This is a genomic window from Pseudosulfitobacter koreensis (assembly GCF_024733015.1).
GTDB classification, from domain to species: domain Bacteria; phylum Pseudomonadota; class Alphaproteobacteria; order Rhodobacterales; family Rhodobacteraceae; genus Pseudosulfitobacter; species Pseudosulfitobacter koreensis.
The window spans coordinates 53,202-72,884 of the sequence record NZ_JANKJG010000006.1; the positions used below are offsets into that span (position 1 = coordinate 53,202).

General features: G+C 62.3%; 20 protein-coding genes, 1 tRNA gene and 1 riboswitch. Of the genes, 11 read left to right on the forward strand and 10 right to left on the reverse strand.

The features are described from left to right. Window positions 1-65 precede the first annotated feature (65 nt). Window positions 66-214, reverse strand: a riboswitch (FMN riboswitch). 64 nt (window positions 215-278) lie between these two features. From NTA49_RS09695 to NTA49_RS09715, 5 genes are all read left to right on the forward strand, one after another. Further along, a complete protein-coding gene (locus tag NTA49_RS09695; RefSeq protein ID WP_258294539.1) occupies window positions 279-899 on the forward strand; it encodes an FMN-binding negative transcriptional regulator in 621 nt (206 codons plus the stop codon). Window positions 900-969: 70 nt separating this feature from the next. Continuing rightward, entirely contained in the window at window positions 970-1,569 is a 600-nt protein-coding gene (locus tag NTA49_RS09700; RefSeq protein ID WP_258294540.1) for a glutathione S-transferase, read from the forward strand. Between the two features lie 193 nt (window positions 1,570-1,762). Further along, window positions 1,763-2,341, forward strand: coding sequence for a ubiquinol-cytochrome c reductase iron-sulfur subunit (gene petA, locus NTA49_RS09705; protein WP_258294541.1), 579 nt, complete (start codon window positions 1,763-1,765; stop codon window positions 2,339-2,341). Window positions 2,342-2,355: 14 nt separating this feature from the next. Beyond that, window positions 2,356-3,702: a cytochrome b gene (gene petB / locus NTA49_RS09710; RefSeq protein ID WP_258294542.1), complete on the forward strand. Its 1,347-nt coding sequence runs from the start codon at window positions 2,356-2,358 to the stop codon at window positions 3,700-3,702. A gap of 13 nt (window positions 3,703-3,715) precedes the next feature. Beyond that, a complete protein-coding gene (locus NTA49_RS09715) occupies window positions 3,716-4,564 on the forward strand; it encodes a cytochrome c1 (protein ID WP_258294543.1) in 849 nt (282 codons plus the stop codon). Between the two features lie 85 nt (window positions 4,565-4,649). On the opposite strand, the gene mtaB is transcribed toward NTA49_RS09715, so the two are convergent. After that, a complete protein-coding gene (mtaB, locus tag NTA49_RS09720) occupies window positions 4,650-5,897 on the reverse strand; it encodes a tRNA (N(6)-L-threonylcarbamoyladenosine(37)-C(2))-methylthiotransferase MtaB (RefSeq protein WP_258294544.1) in 1,248 nt (415 codons plus the stop codon). Further along, window positions 5,894-6,736 carry a diaminopimelate epimerase gene (dapF, locus tag NTA49_RS09725; protein WP_261368243.1) on the reverse strand — a complete coding sequence of 281 codons (843 nt, stop codon included), beginning with the start codon at window positions 6,734-6,736 and terminating at the stop codon, window positions 5,894-5,896. Before dapF ends, mtaB begins: the two co-directional genes overlap by 4 nt. A 96-nt stretch (window positions 6,737-6,832) precedes the next feature. Between dapF and NTA49_RS09730 the strand changes: the two genes are divergently transcribed. Continuing rightward, a tRNA-Lys gene (locus tag NTA49_RS09730) sits at window positions 6,833-6,908 on the forward strand. 10 nt (window positions 6,909-6,918) lie between these two features. Here NTA49_RS09730 and NTA49_RS09735 read toward each other — a convergent pair. After that, a complete protein-coding gene (locus NTA49_RS09735; protein WP_258294546.1) occupies window positions 6,919-7,299 on the reverse strand; it encodes a hypothetical protein in 381 nt (126 codons plus the stop codon). Window positions 7,300-7,476: 177 nt separating this feature from the next. Here NTA49_RS09735 and NTA49_RS09740 point away from each other — a divergent pair, with 177 nt between their 5' ends. Then, window positions 7,477-8,136: a carbonic anhydrase gene (locus NTA49_RS09740; protein WP_258294547.1), complete on the forward strand. Its 660-nt coding sequence runs from the start codon at window positions 7,477-7,479 to the stop codon at window positions 8,134-8,136. 435 nt (window positions 8,137-8,571) lie between these two features. Here the strand turns inward: NTA49_RS09740 and NTA49_RS09745 are convergent, their stop codons facing one another. The 3 genes from NTA49_RS09745 to NTA49_RS09755 all read right to left on the reverse strand — a co-directional run bounded on the left by NTA49_RS09745 (window position 8,572) and on the right by NTA49_RS09755 (window position 12,593). Next, on the reverse strand, window positions 8,572-10,212 hold the full coding sequence (locus NTA49_RS09745; protein ID WP_258294548.1) for a DUF4139 domain-containing protein: 1,641 nt from the start codon (window positions 10,210-10,212) through the stop codon (window positions 8,572-8,574). A 109-nt stretch (window positions 10,213-10,321) separates the two neighbouring features. Beyond that, on the reverse strand, window positions 10,322-11,344 hold the full coding sequence (locus NTA49_RS09750) for an aspartate-semialdehyde dehydrogenase (protein ID WP_261368244.1): 1,023 nt from the start codon (window positions 11,342-11,344) through the stop codon (window positions 10,322-10,324). A 76-nt stretch (window positions 11,345-11,420) separates the two neighbouring features. Further along, complete coding sequence (locus tag NTA49_RS09755; RefSeq protein ID WP_258294549.1) at window positions 11,421-12,593, reverse strand: MFS transporter; 1,173 nt, start codon at window positions 12,591-12,593, stop codon at window positions 11,421-11,423. Between the two features lie 108 nt (window positions 12,594-12,701). Between NTA49_RS09755 and NTA49_RS09760 the strand changes: the two genes are divergently transcribed. Then, window positions 12,702-13,841 (forward strand): DUF3095 domain-containing protein, encoded by a 1,140-nt coding sequence (locus tag NTA49_RS09760; protein WP_258294550.1) that lies wholly within the window; start codon window positions 12,702-12,704, stop codon window positions 13,839-13,841. 42 nt (window positions 13,842-13,883) lie between these two features. On the opposite strand, the gene NTA49_RS09765 is transcribed toward NTA49_RS09760, so the two are convergent. The 3 genes from NTA49_RS09765 to NTA49_RS09775 form a co-directional block, all read right to left on the reverse strand. Then, entirely contained in the window at window positions 13,884-14,651 is a 768-nt protein-coding gene (locus NTA49_RS09765; protein WP_258294552.1) for an HpcH/HpaI aldolase family protein, read from the reverse strand. A gap of 85 nt (window positions 14,652-14,736) precedes the next feature. Then, a complete protein-coding gene (locus tag NTA49_RS09770; protein ID WP_261368252.1) occupies window positions 14,737-15,411 on the reverse strand; it encodes a winged helix-turn-helix domain-containing protein in 675 nt (224 codons plus the stop codon). 1 nt (window position 15,412) lies between these two features. After that, on the reverse strand, window positions 15,413-15,700 hold the full coding sequence (locus NTA49_RS09775) for a hypothetical protein (protein ID WP_258294554.1): 288 nt from the start codon (window positions 15,698-15,700) through the stop codon (window positions 15,413-15,415). Window positions 15,701-15,883: 183 nt separating this feature from the next. On the opposite strand from NTA49_RS09775, the gene NTA49_RS09780 reads away from it, so the two are divergent. The 3 genes from NTA49_RS09780 to NTA49_RS09790 all read left to right on the forward strand — a co-directional run bounded on the left by NTA49_RS09780 (window position 15,884) and on the right by NTA49_RS09790 (window position 18,361). Further along, complete coding sequence (locus NTA49_RS09780) at window positions 15,884-16,378, forward strand: hypothetical protein (RefSeq protein WP_258294555.1); 495 nt, start codon at window positions 15,884-15,886, stop codon at window positions 16,376-16,378. 179 nt (window positions 16,379-16,557) lie between these two features. Then, complete coding sequence (locus NTA49_RS09785; RefSeq protein WP_258294556.1) at window positions 16,558-17,160, forward strand: ribonuclease HII; 603 nt, start codon at window positions 16,558-16,560, stop codon at window positions 17,158-17,160. Window positions 17,161-17,260: 100 nt separating this feature from the next. After that, complete coding sequence (locus NTA49_RS09790; RefSeq protein WP_261368245.1) at window positions 17,261-18,361, forward strand: site-specific DNA-methyltransferase; 1,101 nt, start codon at window positions 17,261-17,263, stop codon at window positions 18,359-18,361. A gap of 138 nt (window positions 18,362-18,499) precedes the next feature. Here NTA49_RS09790 and NTA49_RS09795 read toward each other — a convergent pair whose 3' ends face one another. After that, the gene (locus tag NTA49_RS09795; protein WP_258294558.1) at window positions 18,500-19,648 is read right to left on the reverse strand and encodes an alkane 1-monooxygenase; all 1,149 of its coding nucleotides are present in this window, start codon (window positions 19,646-19,648) and stop codon (window positions 18,500-18,502) included. Window positions 19,649-19,683: the final 35 nt, after the last annotated feature.

Genomic DNA, 19,683 nt, shown 5'->3' on the forward strand with positions numbered 1-19,683 from the left:
TCGTAACAGACACGTCACCCAAGGCGATTACATGCCACAGCCCTCGCCGAAATGGCGCGGGTATGGCACGTTCTCTTTCATCCGGACTATGACCGTCGGCCCCGGCATCTCACCGGATCTGCTGACACGCCTGCTGCGCAGACGCCGCTCGCGGGCTCGCGGGTCATGCCCGCATACCGCCGGTGGGGAATTGCGCCCCGCCCTGAGAACAGCAATAGATTGGCAAAAGCGGGCCAGGCCTGCAATAGAAACTGTCGCAGTTGAACGGGACGTTACACATGCACCCCAATCCGATCTTTCACGATGCAGATGCCGCCCGCAATCTGGCCTTTGCCCGCGATCGCGGGTTCGGTGTGCTGGCAATCAATGCGCCCGACGGGCCGCTGATCAGCCATGTGCCGTTCCTTTTGTCCGAGGACGGCGGCAGCGTCGCGCTGCATCTGGTGCGTTCGAACCCCATCGCGCGGCTGCTGAGCGAACCCAGGGCCGTGCGACTGGCCGTCAGCGGTGGCGACAGCTATGTCTCGCCCGACTGGTACGAGGTGCCCGATCAGGTGCCCACCTGGAACTATGTCGCCGTGCATCTGACCGGCACGCTTGAGCAGCGCCCGCAGGACGAGATGCGCGCGCTGCTGGACGCGCAATCGGCGCATTTCGAAGAGCAGTTGCAGCCCAAGACGCCCTGGACCGCGGCCAAGATGAGTGCGGACGTGTTGGACCGGATGATGCGCCAGATCGTACCTTGCCGGATGACGGTCACCGGTGTCGATGGCACGTGGAAGCTGAGCCAGAACAAGTCTGACGATGTGCGCGAGCGTGCGGCGGATGGTGTCGAGGCCTATGGTCTCGGCAGTGATCTCGCGGTTCTGGCGGCCTTGATGCGGGGAGCGGGTGCATAAGGCGCGTTGCGCGTTTGACTGTGCGCGGGGCGGCGTTAGTGTGACGGCGAACCCAAGGGAGAGACCGAAGATGAAGCTGATGATGTCCGGGGCCTCGCCCTTTGTGCGCAAAGTTCTGGTGGTGCTGCGCGAAACGCAGCAATTGGACGATGTCGAGATTTTCGAGCTGACCACGGCACCCGGTGCCACACCGGCTGATCTGGCGGCGGCGAACCCCATCGGCAAGATCCCCGCGCTGGTGCGCAATGATGGCGCGACACTTTATGACAGTCGGGTGATCACGCGTTTTCTGGACGACCGGGCCAAGGCAGGGCTTTATCCCGCGACGAACCCCTGGGAGGCGCTGACACTGGAAGCGACAGGCGATGCGATCATGGAGGCCGGGGTCGCGATGGTCTACGAGCGCCGCTTTCGCGAGGAAGCGCAGCAATCCGACAGCTGGGTCGAAAACCAGTGGGAAAAGATTTCGCGTGCGCTTGCGACCCTCGACAGCCGCTGGATGGGGCATCTGAACGGGCCGCTGGATATCGGACAGATCTCGGTTGCCTGCGCGCTGGGATATCTTGATTTCCGGCACGACGGGCGCAACTGGCGCCAGGGTCACGATGCGCTGGCAGCCTGGGCCGAGAAGTTCGCCGCGCGCGAATCAATGCAGGCGACTGTGCCCTGAAAGAAGGCGCTTGATTCCCGCTGTTCGATGCATGCCGGGCTGATAAAGTTCCCAAATGCGACGACATGCGACATCAATGCTGCTGGACTGAACAGGTTCACCCCGTTAGATACGCCCAAAGAAAGGCCGCGCTTTGCTGTGCGGCCCCATTGGCGAATGACCCCCGAGGGTCAAGAGAGTTGGAGAAAACCCCGTGTCCCACACAGATGAACACGACGGCAACCGGCGCGATTTCCTGTACTACGCAACGGCGGGTGCAGGGGCTGTGGCAGTAGGTGCAGCCGTCTGGCCGCTGGTCAATCAAATGAATCCCTCGGCTGACGTCACGGCGCTGTCGTCGATCCGCGTTGACGTGTCCGGTGTCGAACCGGGGACGCAGCTGACCGTGAAATGGCTGGGCAAGCCCGTGTTTATCCGCCGCCGCACCGAGGCCGAAGTAACCGCTGCGGAAGAGGTCGATCTGGCATTGCTGCCCGATCCCATCGCCCGCAACGCCAACATCGCAGGCGATGCGCCCGCGATCGACCCGAACCGCGCCTTGCTGCCGCCCGGTGCCGAAGAAGGCACCAGCGACTGGCTGGTGATGATGGGCGTTTGCACGCACCTTGGCTGCGTGCCTTTGGGCGACGCGGGCGATTTTGGTGGGTGGTTTTGCCCCTGCCACGGGTCGCACTACGACACGTCGGGCCGGATCCGCAAAGGGCCTGCCCCCACGAACCTGCCGGTTCCTGTGGCTGAATTCGTGGACGCAACCACGATCAAACTGGGTTAAGGGAAGGGAACGCTATGTCTGGAATTCCTCACGACCATTACGAGCCGAAATCCAACGGAGAGAAGTGGCTGCACAGCCGCCTTCCGATCGTCGGCTTGCTCTACGACACATTGATGATCCCCACGCCCAAGAACCTGAACTGGATGTGGATCTGGGGCATCGTTCTGGTGTTCTGCCTCGTGTTGCAGATCGTCACCGGCGTCGTTCTGGCGATGCACTACACGCCGCAGGTCGATCTGGCGTTTGCCAGCGTCGAGCACATCATGCGCAACGTGAATGGCGGCTATATGCTGCGCTATATGCACATGAACGGCGCCTCGCTGTTCTTTGTCGCGGTCTATGCGCACATCTTCCGCGGCCTTTACTACGGGTCCTACAAGGCGCCCCGCGAAGTCACGTGGATCATCGGCATGCTGATCTATCTGCTGATGATGGCGACCGGTTTCATGGGCTATGTTCTTCCTTGGGGTCAGATGTCCTTCTGGGGCGCCACGGTCATTACCGGTCTGTTCGGGGCGATCCCGTTCATCGGTGAAGGCCTGCAGACCTTCCTGCTGGGCGGGCCTGCGGTCGACAATGCCACCCTGAACCGTTTCTTCAGCCTGCACTATCTTCTGCCGTTCCTGATCGCGGGTCTGGTCATCGTGCACGTCTGGGCCTTCCACTCGACCGGCAACAACAACCCCACGGGCGTTGATGTGCGCAAAGGATCGAAGGAAGAAGCCGAGAAAGACACGCTGCCCTTCTGGCCCTACTTCGTGATCAAGGACCTGTTCGCGCTGGCCGTGATCCTGGTGGTGTTCTTTGCCGTCGTCGGCTTCATGCCCAACTACCTGGGTCACCCCGACAACTACATCGAGGCGAATGCGCTTTCGACACCTGCGCACATCGTGCCCGAATGGTACTTCCTGCCGTTCTACGCGATCCTGCGGGCGTTCACGTCCGAAGTCTGGGTCGTTCAGATCGCGTCCTTCGTGACCGGCGGCATCATCGACGCCAAGTTCTTCGGCGTGCTGGCGATGTTCGGTGCGATTGCGGTGATGGCACTGGTGCCGTGGCTGGACACATCGTCCGTGCGTTCGGGCCGGTATCGCCCGATGTTCAAGATGTGGTTCGCGCTTCTGGTCATCGACTTTTTCGCGCTGATGTGGCTGGGTGCCATGCCTGCGGAAGAGCCATACGCGACCTTCTCGTTGATCGCTTCGGCCTATTGGTTCGGCTATTTCCTCGTCATCCTGCCGCTGCTGGGTGTGATTGAAAAACCCGATGCACAGCCCGCGACAATCGAAGACGACTTTGCCGCAAACGTGGCCAGGACCGGTTCGGCCAAATCAGCCGCCGCGTCGCAGCCTGCGGAATAAGAGGATGAGCACCATGTTCAAGAAAATCGCACTTGGCGCTGCCGTGGCCTTTGGTCTGGCAGGCGGCGCTTATGCCGCGGGCGGAGAAGCGCATGTCGAAAACTTCGACTTTCCCTTCGATGGTCCGTTCGGCACCTACGACACCAACCAGCTGCAACGCGGTCTGAAGATCTACACCGAGGTTTGCTCGGCCTGTCATGGCCTGCAATATATCGCGTTGCGCACCCTCTCGGACGAAGGCGGGCCTAGCCTGCCCCAAGACCAGATGCGTGCCTATGCCGAACAGTTCGAAGTGTTCGACCCCGAACTGGACGACTTCCGCCCGGCCACTCCGGTCGATCACTTTGCCGGATCAGCACTGGAAAACGCGCCCGACCTCAGCCTGATGGCCAAGGCGCGTGCCGGATTTCACGGCCCATACGGGTTGGGGATCAACCAGTTCCTGAAAGGCATGGGCGGCGCGGAATACATCGCCACCCTGCTGCTGGCCTACGAAGATCCGCCCAGCTGCGCCCCCGAGGACTTCGAGGGCTATTATAACACCGCATTCACCGCGGGCGGCTATCCCGAAGCGTGCAAGGATGAAGAAGGCCACCATATGTATCCGGGCAGCTGGATCGCGATGGCGCCTCCGCTCTATGGTGAAGACGTCGATTATGCTGATGGTACGTCAAACGATATCCGCCAGGAAGCACAGGATGTCGCCGCGTTCCTGATGTGGACAGCAGAACCCAAGCTGTCGCAGCGCAAGCAGGCAGGTTTTGTCGGCGTGATGTTCCTGACGATCCTGTCGGTATTGCTCTACCTGACGAACAAACGTCTCTGGGCACCGATCAAGAAAAAGTACAAGCGCAAGGATTGATCCCTGCAGCTTGACGACAGAATGACAAACCCCCGCACTGGCAACAGGGCGGGGGTTTTTCGTTGTCAGTGAAGGGGGGCTGGATTCAGACCAGAAGCTGGCTGTCCGACCGCCCGGTGATCGTGGCGGTCACGATGTCGCCCTCAGTCTGAGCGCTGTCGAAATGCACTTCGGTAAACTGCGCGGTGCGGCCCATATGCGGGCTTTCCATCAGGATCTGATGGGTGCGCCCCACCTGTGCGCCAAGGTGGCGCTGAACCTGCGCTGCACCCGCTGCGCGCAGCCGCGCCGCCCGCGCCTTGATCGCGCGCCCGTCAACCTGCGGCATCCTTGCAGCCGGTGTGCCGGAGCGGGGCGAATAGGGAAAGACATGCAGCCAGGTCAGATCACATTCCTCGACCAGCGCCAGCGCGTTTTCGAAATGCGCCTCGGTCTCGGTCGGGAAGCCCGCGATGATGTCCGCACCGAATGTCATGTCGGGCCGCAGTGCGCGCGCCTCCTGGGCAAAGCGGATCGCATCGCCGCGCAGGTGTCGCCGCTTCATCCGCTTCAGGATCATGTCGTCGCCATGCTGCAACGACAGGTGCAGATGTGGCATCAGCCGCTGTTCGGTGGCGATGGCCTGCATCAGCGCCTCGTCCACTTCGATGGAATCGATCGAACTGATCCGCAGGCGCGGCAGATCAGGCACCAACCGCAGGATGCGCATCACCAGATCGCCCAGTCTTGGGGTGGCGGGCAGATCGGCCCCCCACGACGTCAGATCTACGCCGGTCAGCACGACCTCGTTATACCCGCGATCCACCAGACGCTTGATCTGGTCCACCACGACACCCGCAGGCACCGAGCGCGAATTGCCGCGCCCGAAGGGGATGATGCAGAACGTACAGCGGTGGTCACAGCCGTTCTGCACCTGCACATAGGCGCGGCTGCGGGTGCCGAAACCGTCGATCAGATGGCCTGCGGTTTCGGTCACCGACATGATATCATCGACCTGCACGGGCTCTGTCCCGAAATTACCGGCCAAGCCCGACCACGTGGTCTGCTGCATCTTTTCGGTGTTGCCGATCACCGCATCTACTTCGGCCATGTTTGCGAACGTCTCGGGCTCGGTCTGTGCCGCGCATCCGGTTACGATCAGCCGCGCGTTCGGGTTGGCCTTGCGCAGCTTGCGGATGTCCTGCCGCGCCTTGCGCACGGCCTCGGCCGTGACGGCGCAGGTGTTCACCACCACGGCGTCCTGCAGCCCGGCACCGGCGGCCAGTTCCTTCATCGCCTCAAGCTCGTAGGCGTTCAAGCGGCAGCCGTGATTCGAGAATATCGGAGCGCTCATGTCAGGCTGTCCAGAAAGGCTTGGCTCAGCTGGCCGGAAAATACATGCATCGTGGCCCCGGTCATCCAGACGCCATCCTCGCGCCATTCAACGCGCAACTGTCCCCCGTCGAGGTCAATCACCACATCGCGCCCCGTCAACCCGCGCCGCGCGGCGGCCACGGCGGTGGCGCAGGACGACGAGCCAGAGGCCAGCGTCAGCCCCACGCCACGCTCCCACACGCGCATGCGGATGCGGCCGGGGCCGGTGATCTGTGCCACCTGCACGTTGGTGCGCTGCGGGAAAAGCGGATGGTGTTCGATGCGGGGGCCAAGTTCGGACAGGTCCACCGCCTCGGCGTCCTCTACAAAGAATGTGCAATGCGGATTGCCCATGCCGTTCGCCGTGGGGGCACCGTCTATCGGCAATTCCAGCGTGTCCATCGCCTCGGCCAGCGGAATTTCGTCCCAGTTAAGCTGCGGATGGCCCATGTTCACCGCCGTGATCCCGGCGCCCATATCTCGGGCCGCCAGATCACCGCGATCGGTTGTCAGGTGCAGATGATCCGCCCCGTTTTCGTCCATCAGATAGCGTGCGATGCAGCGGGTCGCATTGCCGCAGGCGGCAGACAGCGTTCCGTCGGAATTATAAAACGTCAGATGCGCGTCGCCCTTTCCGTTCTCGATCACCGCCAGCTGGTCGAACCCCACGCCCCGGTGCCGGTCGCCCAAGGCCTGCGCCAGTGCAGGCGTAATCGCAACCGGGCGTGCGCGCGCATCGACCACGACAAAGTCGTTGCCCAGCCCATGCATCTTCATGAACGGAAAATTTGTTTTATATTCCTGTGTCATTGCGCGCATATAACGCCGCCATCGGGGCGAATCCAGTGCCCCGCCAATAAAGTTGAGGAATAGGGCTTGACCGTCCCTCCAACTCTTTCTAGTTACCCGCCCAGTGGGCCGTTAGCTCAGTTGGTAGAGCAACTGACTTTTAATCAGTAGGTCGTTGGTTCGAACCCAACACGGCTCACCACTTCACCCCCTTACAGCGTGATATCCTGCAGTTCCCACACGGCGGTCAGCGATCCCTCGCCCGTGCGCATCAGACGGGTCAATGTGGCCGCCAGCGCCACGGTGTCGTTGCGGTCGATGCAATAGGTCACATCGGCGGCTACACGGGCCAGAACGTCCATGCCGATCTGTTCGGCGATGGCGATCAGCGACCGCGCGCTTTTGCGCAGCCCGTCGAAGTCATCGGTGCGAAACAGACGCTCGCAATGCGACATGCGCAGGGCCAGTTCCTCCATCGCGCGGCACAGCACATCCTCGGCGCTGGCATCGCCCAATTCGGCATAAAGCGCGCTGAGACGCGCGTCATTGACCGCCACGGTTTCGCGCGGATTGATCTTGGTTATATGGCACATGCTCTTGCTCACCCCAATAAAAGGCCCCCACGGCCCTGAGCGCACGTTAGGCCTGTGGATCTTTGTATTTGATTGATGCTTGTGGGATCATGGGGCAATTATCGCTCGAAATTGGGTCGAATTCGCTATATCGCGGGCAAGACCTCGACCAGAGGCCCCAAATAACAGGACCGCAAGATGCACAACATCAAGCCACTGCCCGGCTATTTGCTGCAACGCTATCACGGCTGGAAAGCCACCGGATATGCCGACAACCAGGCATGGTACAGGCGTCTGGCCAACGAGGGACAGCGCCCGCGCGCGATGATGATCTCGTGCTGCGACAGCCGTGTGCACGTGACGTCGATCTTCGGGGCGGACCAGGGCGAGTTCTTCATTCACCGCAACATTGCCAATCTGGTTCCGCCCTACGAGCCCGATGGCGACCACCACGGCACGTCCGCTGCGGTCGAATATGCGGTGACGGTGCTGAAGGTGGCGCATCTGATCGTCATGGGCCATTCCAATTGCGGCGGCGTCCAGGGCTGCCTCGACATGTGCCAGGGCAAGGCTCCGGAACTGGAGGAAAAGACCAGCTTTGTTGGTCGCTGGATGGATATTCTGCGCCCGAAATACGATCTGGTCGCGGACGAGACCGACCCAAAGGTTCAGATCCGGCAGCTGGAGAAACACGCGGTCGTCGCGTCGCTGGAAAACCTGCTGACCTTCCCGTTCGTGTCGGATCGGCTGGCCACGGGCGAACTGACGATGCACGGTCTGTGGATGGATATCGGCGAGGGCGGGTTGGAGTATTACAACAACGCGGATGAGAAATTCCTGCCGGTCTCGACCACCTGAGCGCCCTTTGAAACGAAAAGGCGGCGATCCTCCCACCCGGAGCATCGCCGCCTTGGTATTCTGGTTCCACGCGCGCCGGACCGTGTCGAGGCCTGCCTCTCGCGGAGCGAAGAGCAACCGCCGCAGCACTCTGGGTCCAGCCTTGAACAGTTGCCTCGGTTCACCCCTGAACCGCTGTGGCACTGACAATCATCGTTTTTGATTGAAGGCATGTGAACTATTGTTCGAAAGCAACCTGATATGCGGCGGCTTTCGCCAAGCGCGCTTTTGCGGCACTGGCTGCACGGTTCCCCCCGGAGCCGCGTAATGCGTAACCTTTGCGCCCGGACGGGCAATCATGTCTTGATGGTGAAAGCGCTTCCCAAGAAGCGCGGCAATCGCTGACCTGACTTCTATAGCCCGATATTTGTTAACAATTGCTTTGCGCAAACCCGGTCAGCGCAAAACCTTTCCCTCGGACCAGTTCATTTCGACGTTCAGCGTCACGCTTGCATCCTCACCTGCGGCGAGCGCCATGTCCCACATCAGAATGCCCCTGCGATCATTGTGCCCGGTGACAGTGGGGGCAGGCTGTGCTGTCCAGTCGATCTCAAGGTCTGCCTGCTCGGTGATGGGCACACGGTCGATGAGCTCGACGCGCCAGGCTCTGTCGCCAGTATTCTCGATGTCGATCCGCGTCGCCTCGACGATCTCGCTGGACCGCGAAAGTATACCGCGATCGGCTTCGTTGCGGTTCAGGCGGACGCGGTTCAGCCGCAGTGTTTGAATGGGACCAAAGGCAAGGTCGACCTTCTCGCCCGCAGCGACGGGCGCGAAATCGAACTGCCCCACCATCTGCCCATCAACAAAGGCCGTGGCAAACCCGCTGCCCAGAAGCTGTTCGCCGGTCGTGTTGGTCAGACGCGCCATGCGATAGGCAACATCGTCCTGCAGAGGCACGGCGCGGGCAAAGACGTCCGGGGTGAAATCGACGCTGTCCAGTGCGATGCGCACATCGTCCGCGCCATTGGCGACACTGACAGGCCGGGGAAAGGCATATTGCACGCTGGGGCCGTCCAGCATGGTCATCGCGACGGTCGGCGCCTCCATCACGGGCGCGGGCAGGGCCATGTCTGCTGTGGCGCCCAGTGCGGCCTCTGACCTCATGCGGGGCTGCGGATCTTCGCGGTCTTCGACGCGGCGCAGTTCGGGATAGATCTCGCTGGGGCGGGTCTGGCCGCTGGGTTGGACCGTGGCAAGGGTCAGGGCGACGTCGCGCCAGTCCTCGCCGCTGTTCTGGGCCACTTCTGCACCTCGCTCCATCTTCAGCGTGGGGGTGTCGCCTGTCGTCAGGCGCAGGTCATAGACTGGATACCACAGGGCGCTGTCCACCTGATAGCTGACCTCGAGCGTGGCCGCGCCTGCCTGTGCGGCGGTGGCCGTCAGCGTCAGGCGGGTGCGGTCCTGATCTGCTGTCAACAGGGCGTCCAGCGCGGCTTGCGCGTCGTTAAGGTCTTTCACTCGGTCCTCGCGCTCTGCATTCAACAGGCGCATCGACGTGCGGGCGGTTTGCGCGGATTGCCCTGCGGCCAGTGTCTGATCGCCGATCATCTGGGACAGGTCGCGCAATGTGTCCACATCGGCGGGCAGGGTTTCCGAGGTGCCTAAGGCAGTCAGGAAATCGGCCTGCGCCTTGGCGGCCTGCACCGCGATCTGGGCCAGCGCTATGCGGTCGTCCAATGCATCCAGCGTCACCTGCGCGGCCTTTACGGCATCGCGCGCAGCCGTGATCCGGGCGGACACCTGATCCGGGGCCGGGGGCTGGTTGCGGTCGCGAAACGACACCGATTGCAGTTGCGCGCCCGCCAACCTGACCGAGATGCGGGCCGGATCGACATATTGCGGCAGGTCGGCCAGCACCAGATCATGCGTGCTCTGCGGCAGTGTCACGGTGGTGGTCCGCGTGACCAGCGCGCCGCGCGGATAGACGGTGATGGCGGATGGGGCGCTGTCGATGGCCAGCGTGTCGGCCCATGCGGTCAGCGGACAAAGCAACGCACTGATCGCAACGGCGGGGGCGAGAATGGCAAAGCGCATATCGGGGGACCTTGTGAAATTCAATGTGCCCCAGCCTGCGAAAGCAGCGCCCAAAAGAAAAGGGGCGCCAGCAAGCGCCCCTTGAATTCTGTACATATTTCGGCGGAATTCAGCCCTTTTTCAGGATCCGCTGGCCCAGCACTTCGGCGATCTGCACCGCGTTCAGGGCCGCGCCCTTGCGCAGGTTGTCGCTGACGCACCACAGGTTCAGCCCGTTGTCGATGGTGCTGTCCTGACGGATGCGGCTGATGAACGTGGCAAAGTCGCCGACGCATTCGACCGGCGTGACATAGCCACCGTCTTCGCGCTTGTCGATCACCATGACACCGGGCGCTTCGCGCAGGATGTCGCGGGCTTCGTCCTCGTCCAGGAACTCTTCGAACTCGATGTTGATCGCCTCGGAGTGCCCGACAAAGACCGGAACCCGCACGCAGGTCGCGGTGACCTTGATCGACGGGTCGATGATCTTTTTGGTCTCGGCGACCATCTTCCATTCTTCCTTGGTCTCGCCCGAGTCCATGAAGACGTCGATGTGCGGGATCACGTTGAATGCGATTTGCTTGGTGAACTTGCGCGCAGGCTTGTCATCGGTGGGGTTGTAGATCGACTTGGTCTGGTCCCACAGCTCGTCGATGCCTTCCTTGCCCGCGCCAGACACCGACTGGTAGGTGCTGACGACGACCCGCTTGATCCGCGCGCGGTCGTGCAGGGGCTTCAGCGCCACGACCATCTGCGCGGTCGAGCAGTTGGGGTTGGCGATGATCTTGCGCTTCACCGCCAGTTCGATGGCGTCTGGGTTCACCTCGGGAACGATCAGCGGAATGTCGTGGTCGTAGCGATAGAGCGACGAGTTATCAATGACATAGCAGCCCGCCTTGGCGGCGATGGGCGCGTATTTCTTTGTCGCGTCCGACCCTACGGCGAACAGCGCGATGTCCCAGCCGGTGAAATCGAACGTGTCGAGATCCTTCGTCTTGAGTGTCTTGTCGCCAAAGCTGACCTCCGTGCCCATTGACTTGCGGCTGGCCAGGGCGGTGATTTCATCAATCGGAAACTGACGCTCGGCCAGGATGTTCAGCATTTCGTGGCCCACGTTTCCGGTGGCACCAACGACGACGACGCGATAACCCATTGCGATTCTCCATTTTTGGGTGCTTGGCGTCCATATACCGCTTGTCCCCGCGTTGAAAGGGGCGCGGATGGCTGTTTCAGTCGGTGTTGTCTCGGGAAAACCCATAGACCGCTAGCCCGGCAATCAGGGCAATCCCGAAGAACCCGAAGATCGCCGCATAGGGGGCTGCCGCATCGCCGCCTTGTGCACCCGCGTGCAGCCGCCCGCTGACGAATTGCATCAGCCCGACACCGCCGATGCCAAAGAGGTTCAGCAGGGTCACTCCGCGCCCCGTCAGATGCGGCGGCACAAAGCTGCGGCCATGGGCGATCATCATCGGGAACGACGCACCGAAAAGGCCCACGGCGCACATCAGCGCAATCGCGGTCCACATGCCGGGCTGCGGGAACGCCCACAGCGCCAGCACCGACAGGGCGGTCAGCGTGCTGCCGACAAAATTCACCCATTTGCGGCTGCCCACCAGACGGTCGAGCGGGCCGTAGATCACCACGCCCAGAATCATCGCCAGGCCCATCAGCAGCGTCGCCATCCCGATCTGCGACTGGCTGGCGTCAAAGACGTCGCGCAGATAGGGGCCAATCCACAGGCCACGGATCGCACCGGCGGGGGCGTAATGCACGAACACCAGCGGCAGGATCAGCCAGAGCACCGGCATCTTCAGCAGGTCGAACACCGATCCGCGCAGATCGCTTTGCGGCTTTTCGGGGTCCTTCACGGTCACGAACACGCCAGCCGCCACCACCGCCGACAGCACCGCCAGCCCACCCATCGACGCGCGCCAGCCGATCAGCTCGGCCGAGATCGCCATCGGATAAGACGCGATCAGGTTGCCCGTGGTGCCCGCGCCCACCATCAGCGCGGCCAGCGTGGCGAACTGAACCGGGGGGAATTCGCGCGCAAAGATGTAGTAGGACGCCATCAGCACCGGGGCGCAGCCGATCCCGATCAGCACCATCGCCATGTGGATGTGCAGGGCACCGGTCGCCAGCGCAAAGAGTGCTGCACCGCCGCCGCCGCCCAGCAGCAACAGCGAGGCCGCAGTGCGCCGTGGCCCCAATGTGTCAAGCGCCCAGCCCACGGGAAGCTGCATCAGCGCGAATGAGATGAACCAAAGCCCGGACGCAAAAGCCAGGTCTTCAGCGCCCACGCCGATATCGGCCTCAAGCGGGCCCGCAAGTACCGCCAGAAAGGCGCGAAAAAACTGGCTGAGCACATAGGCCAGCGCCAGCAGAAACAGTCCGGTCCGCATGAGGAAGGCCTTTCAAGCTTTGGTGAAGCTTGGTTACACGGGCAGTCAGGCCGTGCAAGAGTGCGTAGTATTACGGATCAGACCGCAGTGGCGAAAGGGACAGCGATCATGGACGACTTTTATGACCGCCTGCCGCTGCAGGACGCCTTTGGCACGCTGTCGGATGCCGAATGCTACGCGCCCTTGCCCGACGATTGGGTGGTGGGGGCTGCGGATATCGTGGGCTCGACGCAGGCGATTGCCGAAGGGCGCTATAAGACCGTGAACATGATCGGGGCCGCCGTGATCTCGGCGCAGATCAATGCCGCCGAGGGGCGTGCCTTTCCCTTCGTGTTCGGGGGCGATGGTGCGGCCTTTGCCTGTCCGCAGGAACAGGCCGAGGCGGCGAAACGCGCGCTGAGCGCCGTGCGCCGCTGGGCAGAGGAGGAGTTTGGGCTGAGCCTGCGCGTGGCGCTGGTGCCGGTGGCCGCGATCCGCAAGGCGGGCCGCGAGGTGGCGGTTGCACGCTATCAGGCGTCGCAGGGTGTGGATTACGCCATGTTCATCGGCGGCGGCATCAGCTGGGCAGAGGCGCAGATGAAGCGCGGGCAGTATGATCTGCCGCATGCGCCTGCGGGCACCCAGCCCGATCTGACCGGGTTGTCGTGCCGCTGGAGCCAGATGAAGGCGCGCAACGGGCAGATCCTTTCGGTGCTGATCCAGCCCGAAGATGGCGCGGAGGCGGCGGCGTTCGCAGCGCTGGTGGACAAGGTTCTGGGTGTTGTCGGCGATCTTGAACGCAACGGCCACCCCGCCCCGGTGGACGGCCCCGGCACCGACTGGCCACCCGCGGGGGCCGAAATGGAGGCCCGCGCAACACGTGGCAGGCTGACGGTGGCCAAGCGCAAGCGGCAGATCCTGTTCGAGACATTTATGGCGTGGGTGCTGGTCAAGACCGGGTTGAAGGTCGGCGGTTTCGATGCGCGCCGCTACGCGCGTGTCGTGGGCGAGAACGCTGATTTTCGCAAGTTCGACGACGGGCTGAAGATGACACTGGATTGCGACGACGTCACCGCTGCGCGTCTGACCGAGGTTCTGGAAACCGCACGGCAGGCGGGCTTGATCCGCTACGGCACGCACAGCCAGAGCGAGGCGATGATGACCTGCATCGTGCCGTCGATCATGCGCGACGATCATGTGCATTTCATCGACGGCGCGACAGGGGGCTATACGCAGGCGGCCACGCAGATCAGGGGCGCGGGCCCCTGAGGCATATGCCGGATTTGGATATTTAAGGCCAAAAGAAACAGGTTATTTGATCCATTTCGACGCGACCGCGCGGGCGGTGTTTGCCAACATGGCTGCATCGACACCGACCGCGACAAAGCGGGCGCCCGCGTCTATTGCGGCGTTCAGCACGGCTTCGTCGCTGCTGAGGATACCCGGAGCCTTGCCCGAGGCCGCGATGCGGCGGGTTGCGTCCAGTATCGCCTCCATCACAACCGGATGCGAAAGCTGCCCCATGTGCCCCAGATCGGCAGAGAGGTCGGCGGGGCCGATGAACACACCGTCGACGCCGTCGATCGTCAGGATCTCGTCGAGGGCGGCAAGGCCCGCGCGGTTTTCGACCTGTACCAGCAGGCAGGTCTGGTCGTCCGCCGTCTGGCCGTAGTCTGCGATCTTGCCGAAGCCCGCCGCACGGGTGCTGGAGTAGCCCACGCCGCGAATGCCGAAGGGCGGGTATTTCATCGCGCGCACCAGCTGGCGCGCCTGATCGGCGCTTTCGACCATCGGCACCAGAACGGTTTGCGCGCCCGCGTCCAGCACCTGTTTGATCATCCAGGTCTCGCCCACGGGCACGCGCACGGCAGCCTGCGACGGCGACGCCTCGAGCGCCATCAGCTGATCGCGGATGACCGTGATGTCGTAGGGCGTATGTTCGCCGTCGATCAGCAGCCAGTCAAAGCCCATCGCGCCCATCAGTTCGGTCGTGTTGACCGTGCCAAGGCTGAGCCATGCCCCAAAAACGGTTTCGCCGTTGGCGAGGGATTGTTTGAACGTGTTGATCAGGGCTGGCATCGGTCTCTCCTGCGGGGGGCGGTCATTGGAGCGCAGCTTATGCCGCTCTCGCAGGATTTGACCAGAGGCAGCAGGCAGCGGGGGATCAGATGACCTTGATCACGTGCTTGCCCACGGCCAGCATATAGCCGCGCCGCGCGATGTTCTTGACCAGAAGCTCGCTGACGATCTGGTTGCCCAGCGTGTCGCGCAGGCGTTTGATCCGCGTGGCACCAGCGGCTTCTTCGCAATCCGACGCGTCGCGGCCCGAGATGATCGCCTCAATCTCGACACCCGACAGCACGTCGTCGTCCATCCGCGCCTCGGCCAGGATCGACATGGTTTCCATAGCGGCATCCGTCAGCTTGAAACCCAGGTTGTTGAGGTAGACGGTGTTTTCCTCGCGGCTGATCAGCAGCGAGTTCACCTCGATGCCTGCACGCTCGATCTGGGCCAGGCGGCGGCCCATGCCGACCAGCATCACCAGAAAGATCAGTGCAGCCACCAGCAGGGCGGTGGCGAAGGTCAGCAGCACGAAGATGACGAAGCGGTAGCTGTTCAGCGTCGCCGAAAAGGCGGTGCCCGATTGCGCCAGGATCTCAAGCAGCTTGATCTCGGACTGGCTGGTCAGATCGGCGTTCTCGACAAAGATCTGCTCGACCTGCGCGTTGAAGGCACCGGCGTCGGGCAGAGTCAGGAACAGCACGATGGCGGCGGCCAGCAGGATTGCCACGATCGCCGCGATGCCGCCCAGCACCAGTCGTTCACCGGTCTGGCGCATCTCAGAAGCGGAGGAAGTATTGTCCGGCACTGTCTTTCCTTTGATCGAGGCCATCGGGGCCGAACACAGACATGATCTGTAGCAACGTCCAGCCGCTTGCGGCAAGCCGGTTCCTCAGTTCGGCCTGCGCCGTGCCCTGATCACAGGCCGAAACCTGCGCCACACCGTAGTGCAGGCGCAGGGGGTCGTCTTTCTTTGCCTTGTAATCGGCAAAGCAATCTGCGGCCTGGGCCGCTGCCGGAGCGGCCAGCAGGGCGGCACAGGCAAGGGAAAGAAGGATGTGTTTCATGTGACTGACTGTGCGCCTTGTCGCCGCGATATTCAATAACCGCAAGGGTTTCGCGGGGCTGATATCGGATAACAGCCGACTGATATTGTGTGACTTCGGCCAAACCGCCCATCGTCGGTCCAAGGTTCGGCCAATCAGGCAGGGCCACCCAACAACGCATCACCCGATTGAAAGGAACACACCATGCCGGTTTTCACGCCACGGTCCCTGCACCGCAAGTTCATCGCCCTTGTCGCAGGCCTGTCCATTGCCATCACGGGGCTGTCCGTCACGCCCGCCGCCGCTGATCAGGATGACACGGCGCGTGCCCTTGCGGCGATCCTTGGTCTCGCGATCATCGGGGCTGCGATCAACGATTCCCGCAAGGACAACGACCGGGTCACGCGGCATGACAGCTATCGCCCGGACTATCGGCCCGATCACCGCCCTGTGCGCCCGCGTCCGCTGCCACCGCGTGCCGACAATCGCAAGCTGCTGCCGCAGGCCTGCCTGCGCACGTTCCAGACCCGCCAGGGCAAGATCAACGGCTTTGGCGACAAGTGCCTGAGCAAGAACTACCGCTATTCCAACAGCCTGCCACGCGCCTGCGAAGTGCGGTTCCGCAATCGGAACGGCGTTGGCGTGGGGTATGACGCGCGATGCCTGCGTCACCAGGGCTACCAATTGGCCCGCCGTTAAAAAGGCGGTGTCATGACCGGGGATGGGTCCCTGTTGCCGGTCGAACTGGGGGGAGGGTGTTCGGGCACCTTCCCCCTTTTTTGTTGTGCAGGCCCGCGTATCGGTTTCATGGATATCCGTGTTTTCGTCGCGGGCAAGCGCGTGTATAACCCCAAGTCAGCATATGGGGATGTGACAGGGTGCCGGATTATTCATTCGAGCTTGAGATCGGTGGTTGCGTGGCGGGCGTCGACGAAGTGGGTCGGGGACCGCTTGCGGGGCCGGTCATGGCGGCTGCCGTGGTGCTGGACCCGGCCGACATTCTGGAAGGGCTGAACGATTCCAAGGTGCTGACCGCCAAGCGCCGCGCCGCTCTCTATGCCGAGTTGATGTCGCGCGCGCATGTGTCGCTGGGCATCGCGACGGTGGAAGAGATCGACGAACACAACATTCTGCGCGCCTCGCATCTGGCGATGGTGCGCGCGATTGCGGGGCTGCCGATGTGCCCCGATCACGTGCTGATCGACGGCAACATGGTGCCCCGTGGGCTCAACCTTCCCGCGACCACGGTGATCAAGGGCGACGGGCGGTCGGTGTCGATTGCGGCGGCCTCAATTGTGGCAAAAATCAGGCGCGATGCGGTGATGGTGGATTTGGCGCAACAGCATCCCGGTTATGGCTGGGAGACCAACATGGGCTATCCGTCGAAAAGCCACAAAGAGGCGCTGTTGCGAATTGGTGTGACCCCACACCATAGACGTTCGTTCAAACCTGTACACAATATCTTGTATCAAGATAAATAGTTAACCAATTGATTCAATAAAGAAATTGACCACGAATCAGCTTTGACTCATCTTTGTCCACAACCAACGAGCTCAAAATGGGCCGCGGATAGAGGCAGATATGATGACAAAGACCAAGAGCGCCAAGGCGCTTCCCTTGAACGAAATCATTGCGGGCGATTGCATCGAGGTGATGAACAGTCTTCCGGCAGAATCGGTGGACCTGATATTTGCCGATCCGCCCTATAACCTGCAGTTGCGCGGCGACCTGCACCGGCCCGACAATTCCAAGGTGGATGCGGTCGACGACGCCTGGGACCAGTTCGACAGCTTCAAGGTCTATGACAAGTTCACCCGCGCCTGGCTGAAAGCCGCGCGCCGCCTGCTGAAACCCAACGGTGCGATCTGGGTCATCGGCAGCTATCACAACATCTTCCGCGTCGGCACCGCCTTGCAGGACGCGGGCTTCTGGATTCTTAACGACGTGGTCTGGCGCAAGTCGAACCCGATGCCGAACTTTCGCGGCAAACGCTTCACCAACGCACACGAGACGATGATCTGGGCGGGCAAGGACGAGGCCAGCAAATACACCTTCAACTACGAGGCGCTGAAGGCGCTGAACGATGGCATCCAGATGCGCAGCGATTGGGTTCTGCCGATCTGCACCGGCCACGAGCGTCTGAAGAATGACGAGGGCGACAAGGCACATCCGACGCAGAAACCCGAAAGCCTGCTGCACCGTCTGCTGGTCGGTTCGACCAATCCCGGCGATGTGGTTCTCGACCCGTTCTTTGGCACGGGCACCACAGGTGCGGTGGCCAAGATGCTGGGCCGCGAATTCATCGGGATCGAGCGCGAGGAAGAATACCGCAAGGTTGCCGCGAAACGCATCGCGTCGGTGCGCAAGTTCGACCGCGACGCATTGGCGGTCAGCACCTCAAAACGCGCCGAGCCGCGCGTGCCCTTCGGCCAGCTGGTCGAGCGTGGCATGCTGCGTCCGGGCGAACAGCTTTATTCGATGAACAACCGTCACAAGGCCAAGGTCCGCGCCGACGGCACCCTGATCGGCGATGACGTCAAGGGGTCGATCCATCAGGTCGGCGCCCACCTTGAAGGCGCACCCAGCTGCAACGGCTGGACCTACTGGTGCTTCAAGCGCGAGGGCAAGACCGTGCCGATCGACGTGCTGCGCCAGCAGATCCGGTCGGAAATGCACGACTGATCCCTTTCGGGACCGATACACCACAGTTTTACGAACACCGCCGGTGCCCCCGCGACTTTCACCCATTGTCGCACTCACATGGGGCACCTACCTATGCCCCGCCGTCATGGCGGGGCCTTTTTCGTTTTGCGGCAGCGGTCAGCGCGGGCGCGGATTGGTCGCCTTGTTATAGGCGCTCCAGTCGGTGATCTCGGGGTAATACATGTCCCGCCAGGCCCGCACGCGCGGGTGCATCACCCGTTTCCACACGCGCGGCACCATCGCCGCCATCGTCATCACCGGATAGCCGTAGGGCAGTTGCGGCGCGTCCGCTTCGGTGTGGTTTTGCAGCACGGGAAAGCGGCGGTCTGGTTTGTAATGATGGTCCGAATGCCGTTGCAGGTTGATCAGCAGCCAGTTCGACGCGCGGTGGGTCGCGTTCCACGAATGGCGCGGGTGGACGTGTTCGTATTTGCCCTCGCCCAGATGTTTGCGCGTCAGGCCGTAGTGTTCGATGTAGTTGACCAGCTCAAGCTGCCAGACCGCGACGCCCGCCTGCAACAGGAACAGGCCCAGTCCGGCCCAGCCGCCAAGCGCAAAGGCAAGCACCAGGAAGGTGCCTTGCAATGCCCAATACTTGAAGAACGGGTTCGATAGATCACTCCATGGCAGATCCTTGCGGGCCAGCATGTCCTTTTCCGCGCGCCATGCGCTGATCAGCGATTCCTTCAGCACACGCGGGTAAAAGCGATAGAAACTTTCACCCATGCGCGCGGTTACTGTGTCGCGCGGGGTGCCGACATAGCGGTGATGCACCAGCATGTGTTCGGATCGGAAATGCGAATAGAGCACCATTGCCAGCAGGGCATCGGCGCACCAGCGCTCCAGCTTCGAGCGTTGGTGCATCAACTCGTGCGCATAGTTGATGCCCACGGTGCCGGTGATCGCGCCGACACCAAAGAACAGCACCAGTTTTTCCAGCGTGCCCAGATGCTCGGCCGGGGCCACATACCAGATCATGCCGAACAGGGTGATGAACTGCAGCGGTGCCCAGGCGATCGTGATGGCGCGATACCAGAACAGATCGTCGTCATCGGTCTCGGGGTCGGCGTTGTCGGGGTCAAGGCCCACGGCAAAGTCCAGCGCGACAAACAGATACCACGTGAACACCGGCAGCAGAATCACCGTCCAGCCCCCCATGACGGCGCAGGCCCACGCCAGCGGCAGCAGCAGGATCGACATGGCATAGGGTGCCGCGCGCGTCAGCTTCGTCATATCGGTGGCGGGGATGTAGTGGGACGTGGTCATGGTGCGCACTCGGCTGGTCAGTTGATCAATGGCAG

Coding starts and splice junctions, on each gene's coding strand:
- NTA49_RS09695 (WP_258294539.1), top strand. CDS start 279: ATGCACCCCAATCCGATCTTTCACGATGCAGATGCCGCCCGCAATCTG.
- NTA49_RS09700 (WP_258294540.1), top strand. CDS start 970: ATGAAGCTGATGATGTCCGGGGCCTCGCCCTTTGTGCGCAAAGTTCTG.
- petB (WP_258294542.1), top strand. CDS start 2,356: ATGTCTGGAATTCCTCACGACCATTACGAGCCGAAATCCAACGGAGAG.
- NTA49_RS09715 (WP_258294543.1), top strand. CDS start 3,716: ATGTTCAAGAAAATCGCACTTGGCGCTGCCGTGGCCTTTGGTCTGGCA.
- mtaB (WP_258294544.1), bottom strand. CDS start 5,897: ATGAGCGCTCCGATATTCTCGAATCACGGCTGCCGCTTGAACGCCTAC.
- dapF (WP_261368243.1), bottom strand. CDS start 6,736: ATGCGCGCAATGACACAGGAATATAAAACAAATTTTCCGTTCATGAAG.
- NTA49_RS09735 (WP_258294546.1), bottom strand. CDS start 7,299: ATGTGCCATATAACCAAGATCAATCCGCGCGAAACCGTGGCGGTCAAT.
- NTA49_RS09740 (WP_258294547.1), top strand. CDS start 7,477: ATGCACAACATCAAGCCACTGCCCGGCTATTTGCTGCAACGCTATCAC.
- NTA49_RS09745 (WP_258294548.1), bottom strand. CDS start 10,212: ATGCGCTTTGCCATTCTCGCCCCCGCCGTTGCGATCAGTGCGTTGCTT.
- NTA49_RS09750 (WP_261368244.1), bottom strand. CDS start 11,344: ATGGGTTATCGCGTCGTCGTCGTTGGTGCCACCGGAAACGTGGGCCAC.
- NTA49_RS09755 (WP_258294549.1), bottom strand. CDS start 12,593: ATGCGGACCGGACTGTTTCTGCTGGCGCTGGCCTATGTGCTCAGCCAG.
- NTA49_RS09760 (WP_258294550.1), top strand. CDS start 12,702: ATGGACGACTTTTATGACCGCCTGCCGCTGCAGGACGCCTTTGGCACG.
- NTA49_RS09765 (WP_258294552.1), bottom strand. CDS start 14,651: ATGCCAGCCCTGATCAACACGTTCAAACAATCCCTCGCCAACGGCGAA.
- NTA49_RS09770 (WP_261368252.1), bottom strand. CDS start 15,411: ATGCGCCAGACCGGTGAACGACTGGTGCTGGGCGGCATCGCGGCGATC.
- NTA49_RS09775 (WP_258294554.1), bottom strand. CDS start 15,700: ATGAAACACATCCTTCTTTCCCTTGCCTGTGCCGCCCTGCTGGCCGCT.
- NTA49_RS09780 (WP_258294555.1), top strand. CDS start 15,884: ATGCCGGTTTTCACGCCACGGTCCCTGCACCGCAAGTTCATCGCCCTT.
- NTA49_RS09790 (WP_261368245.1), top strand. CDS start 17,261: ATGATGACAAAGACCAAGAGCGCCAAGGCGCTTCCCTTGAACGAAATC.
- NTA49_RS09795 (WP_258294558.1), bottom strand. CDS start 19,648: ATGACCACGTCCCACTACATCCCCGCCACCGATATGACGAAGCTGACG.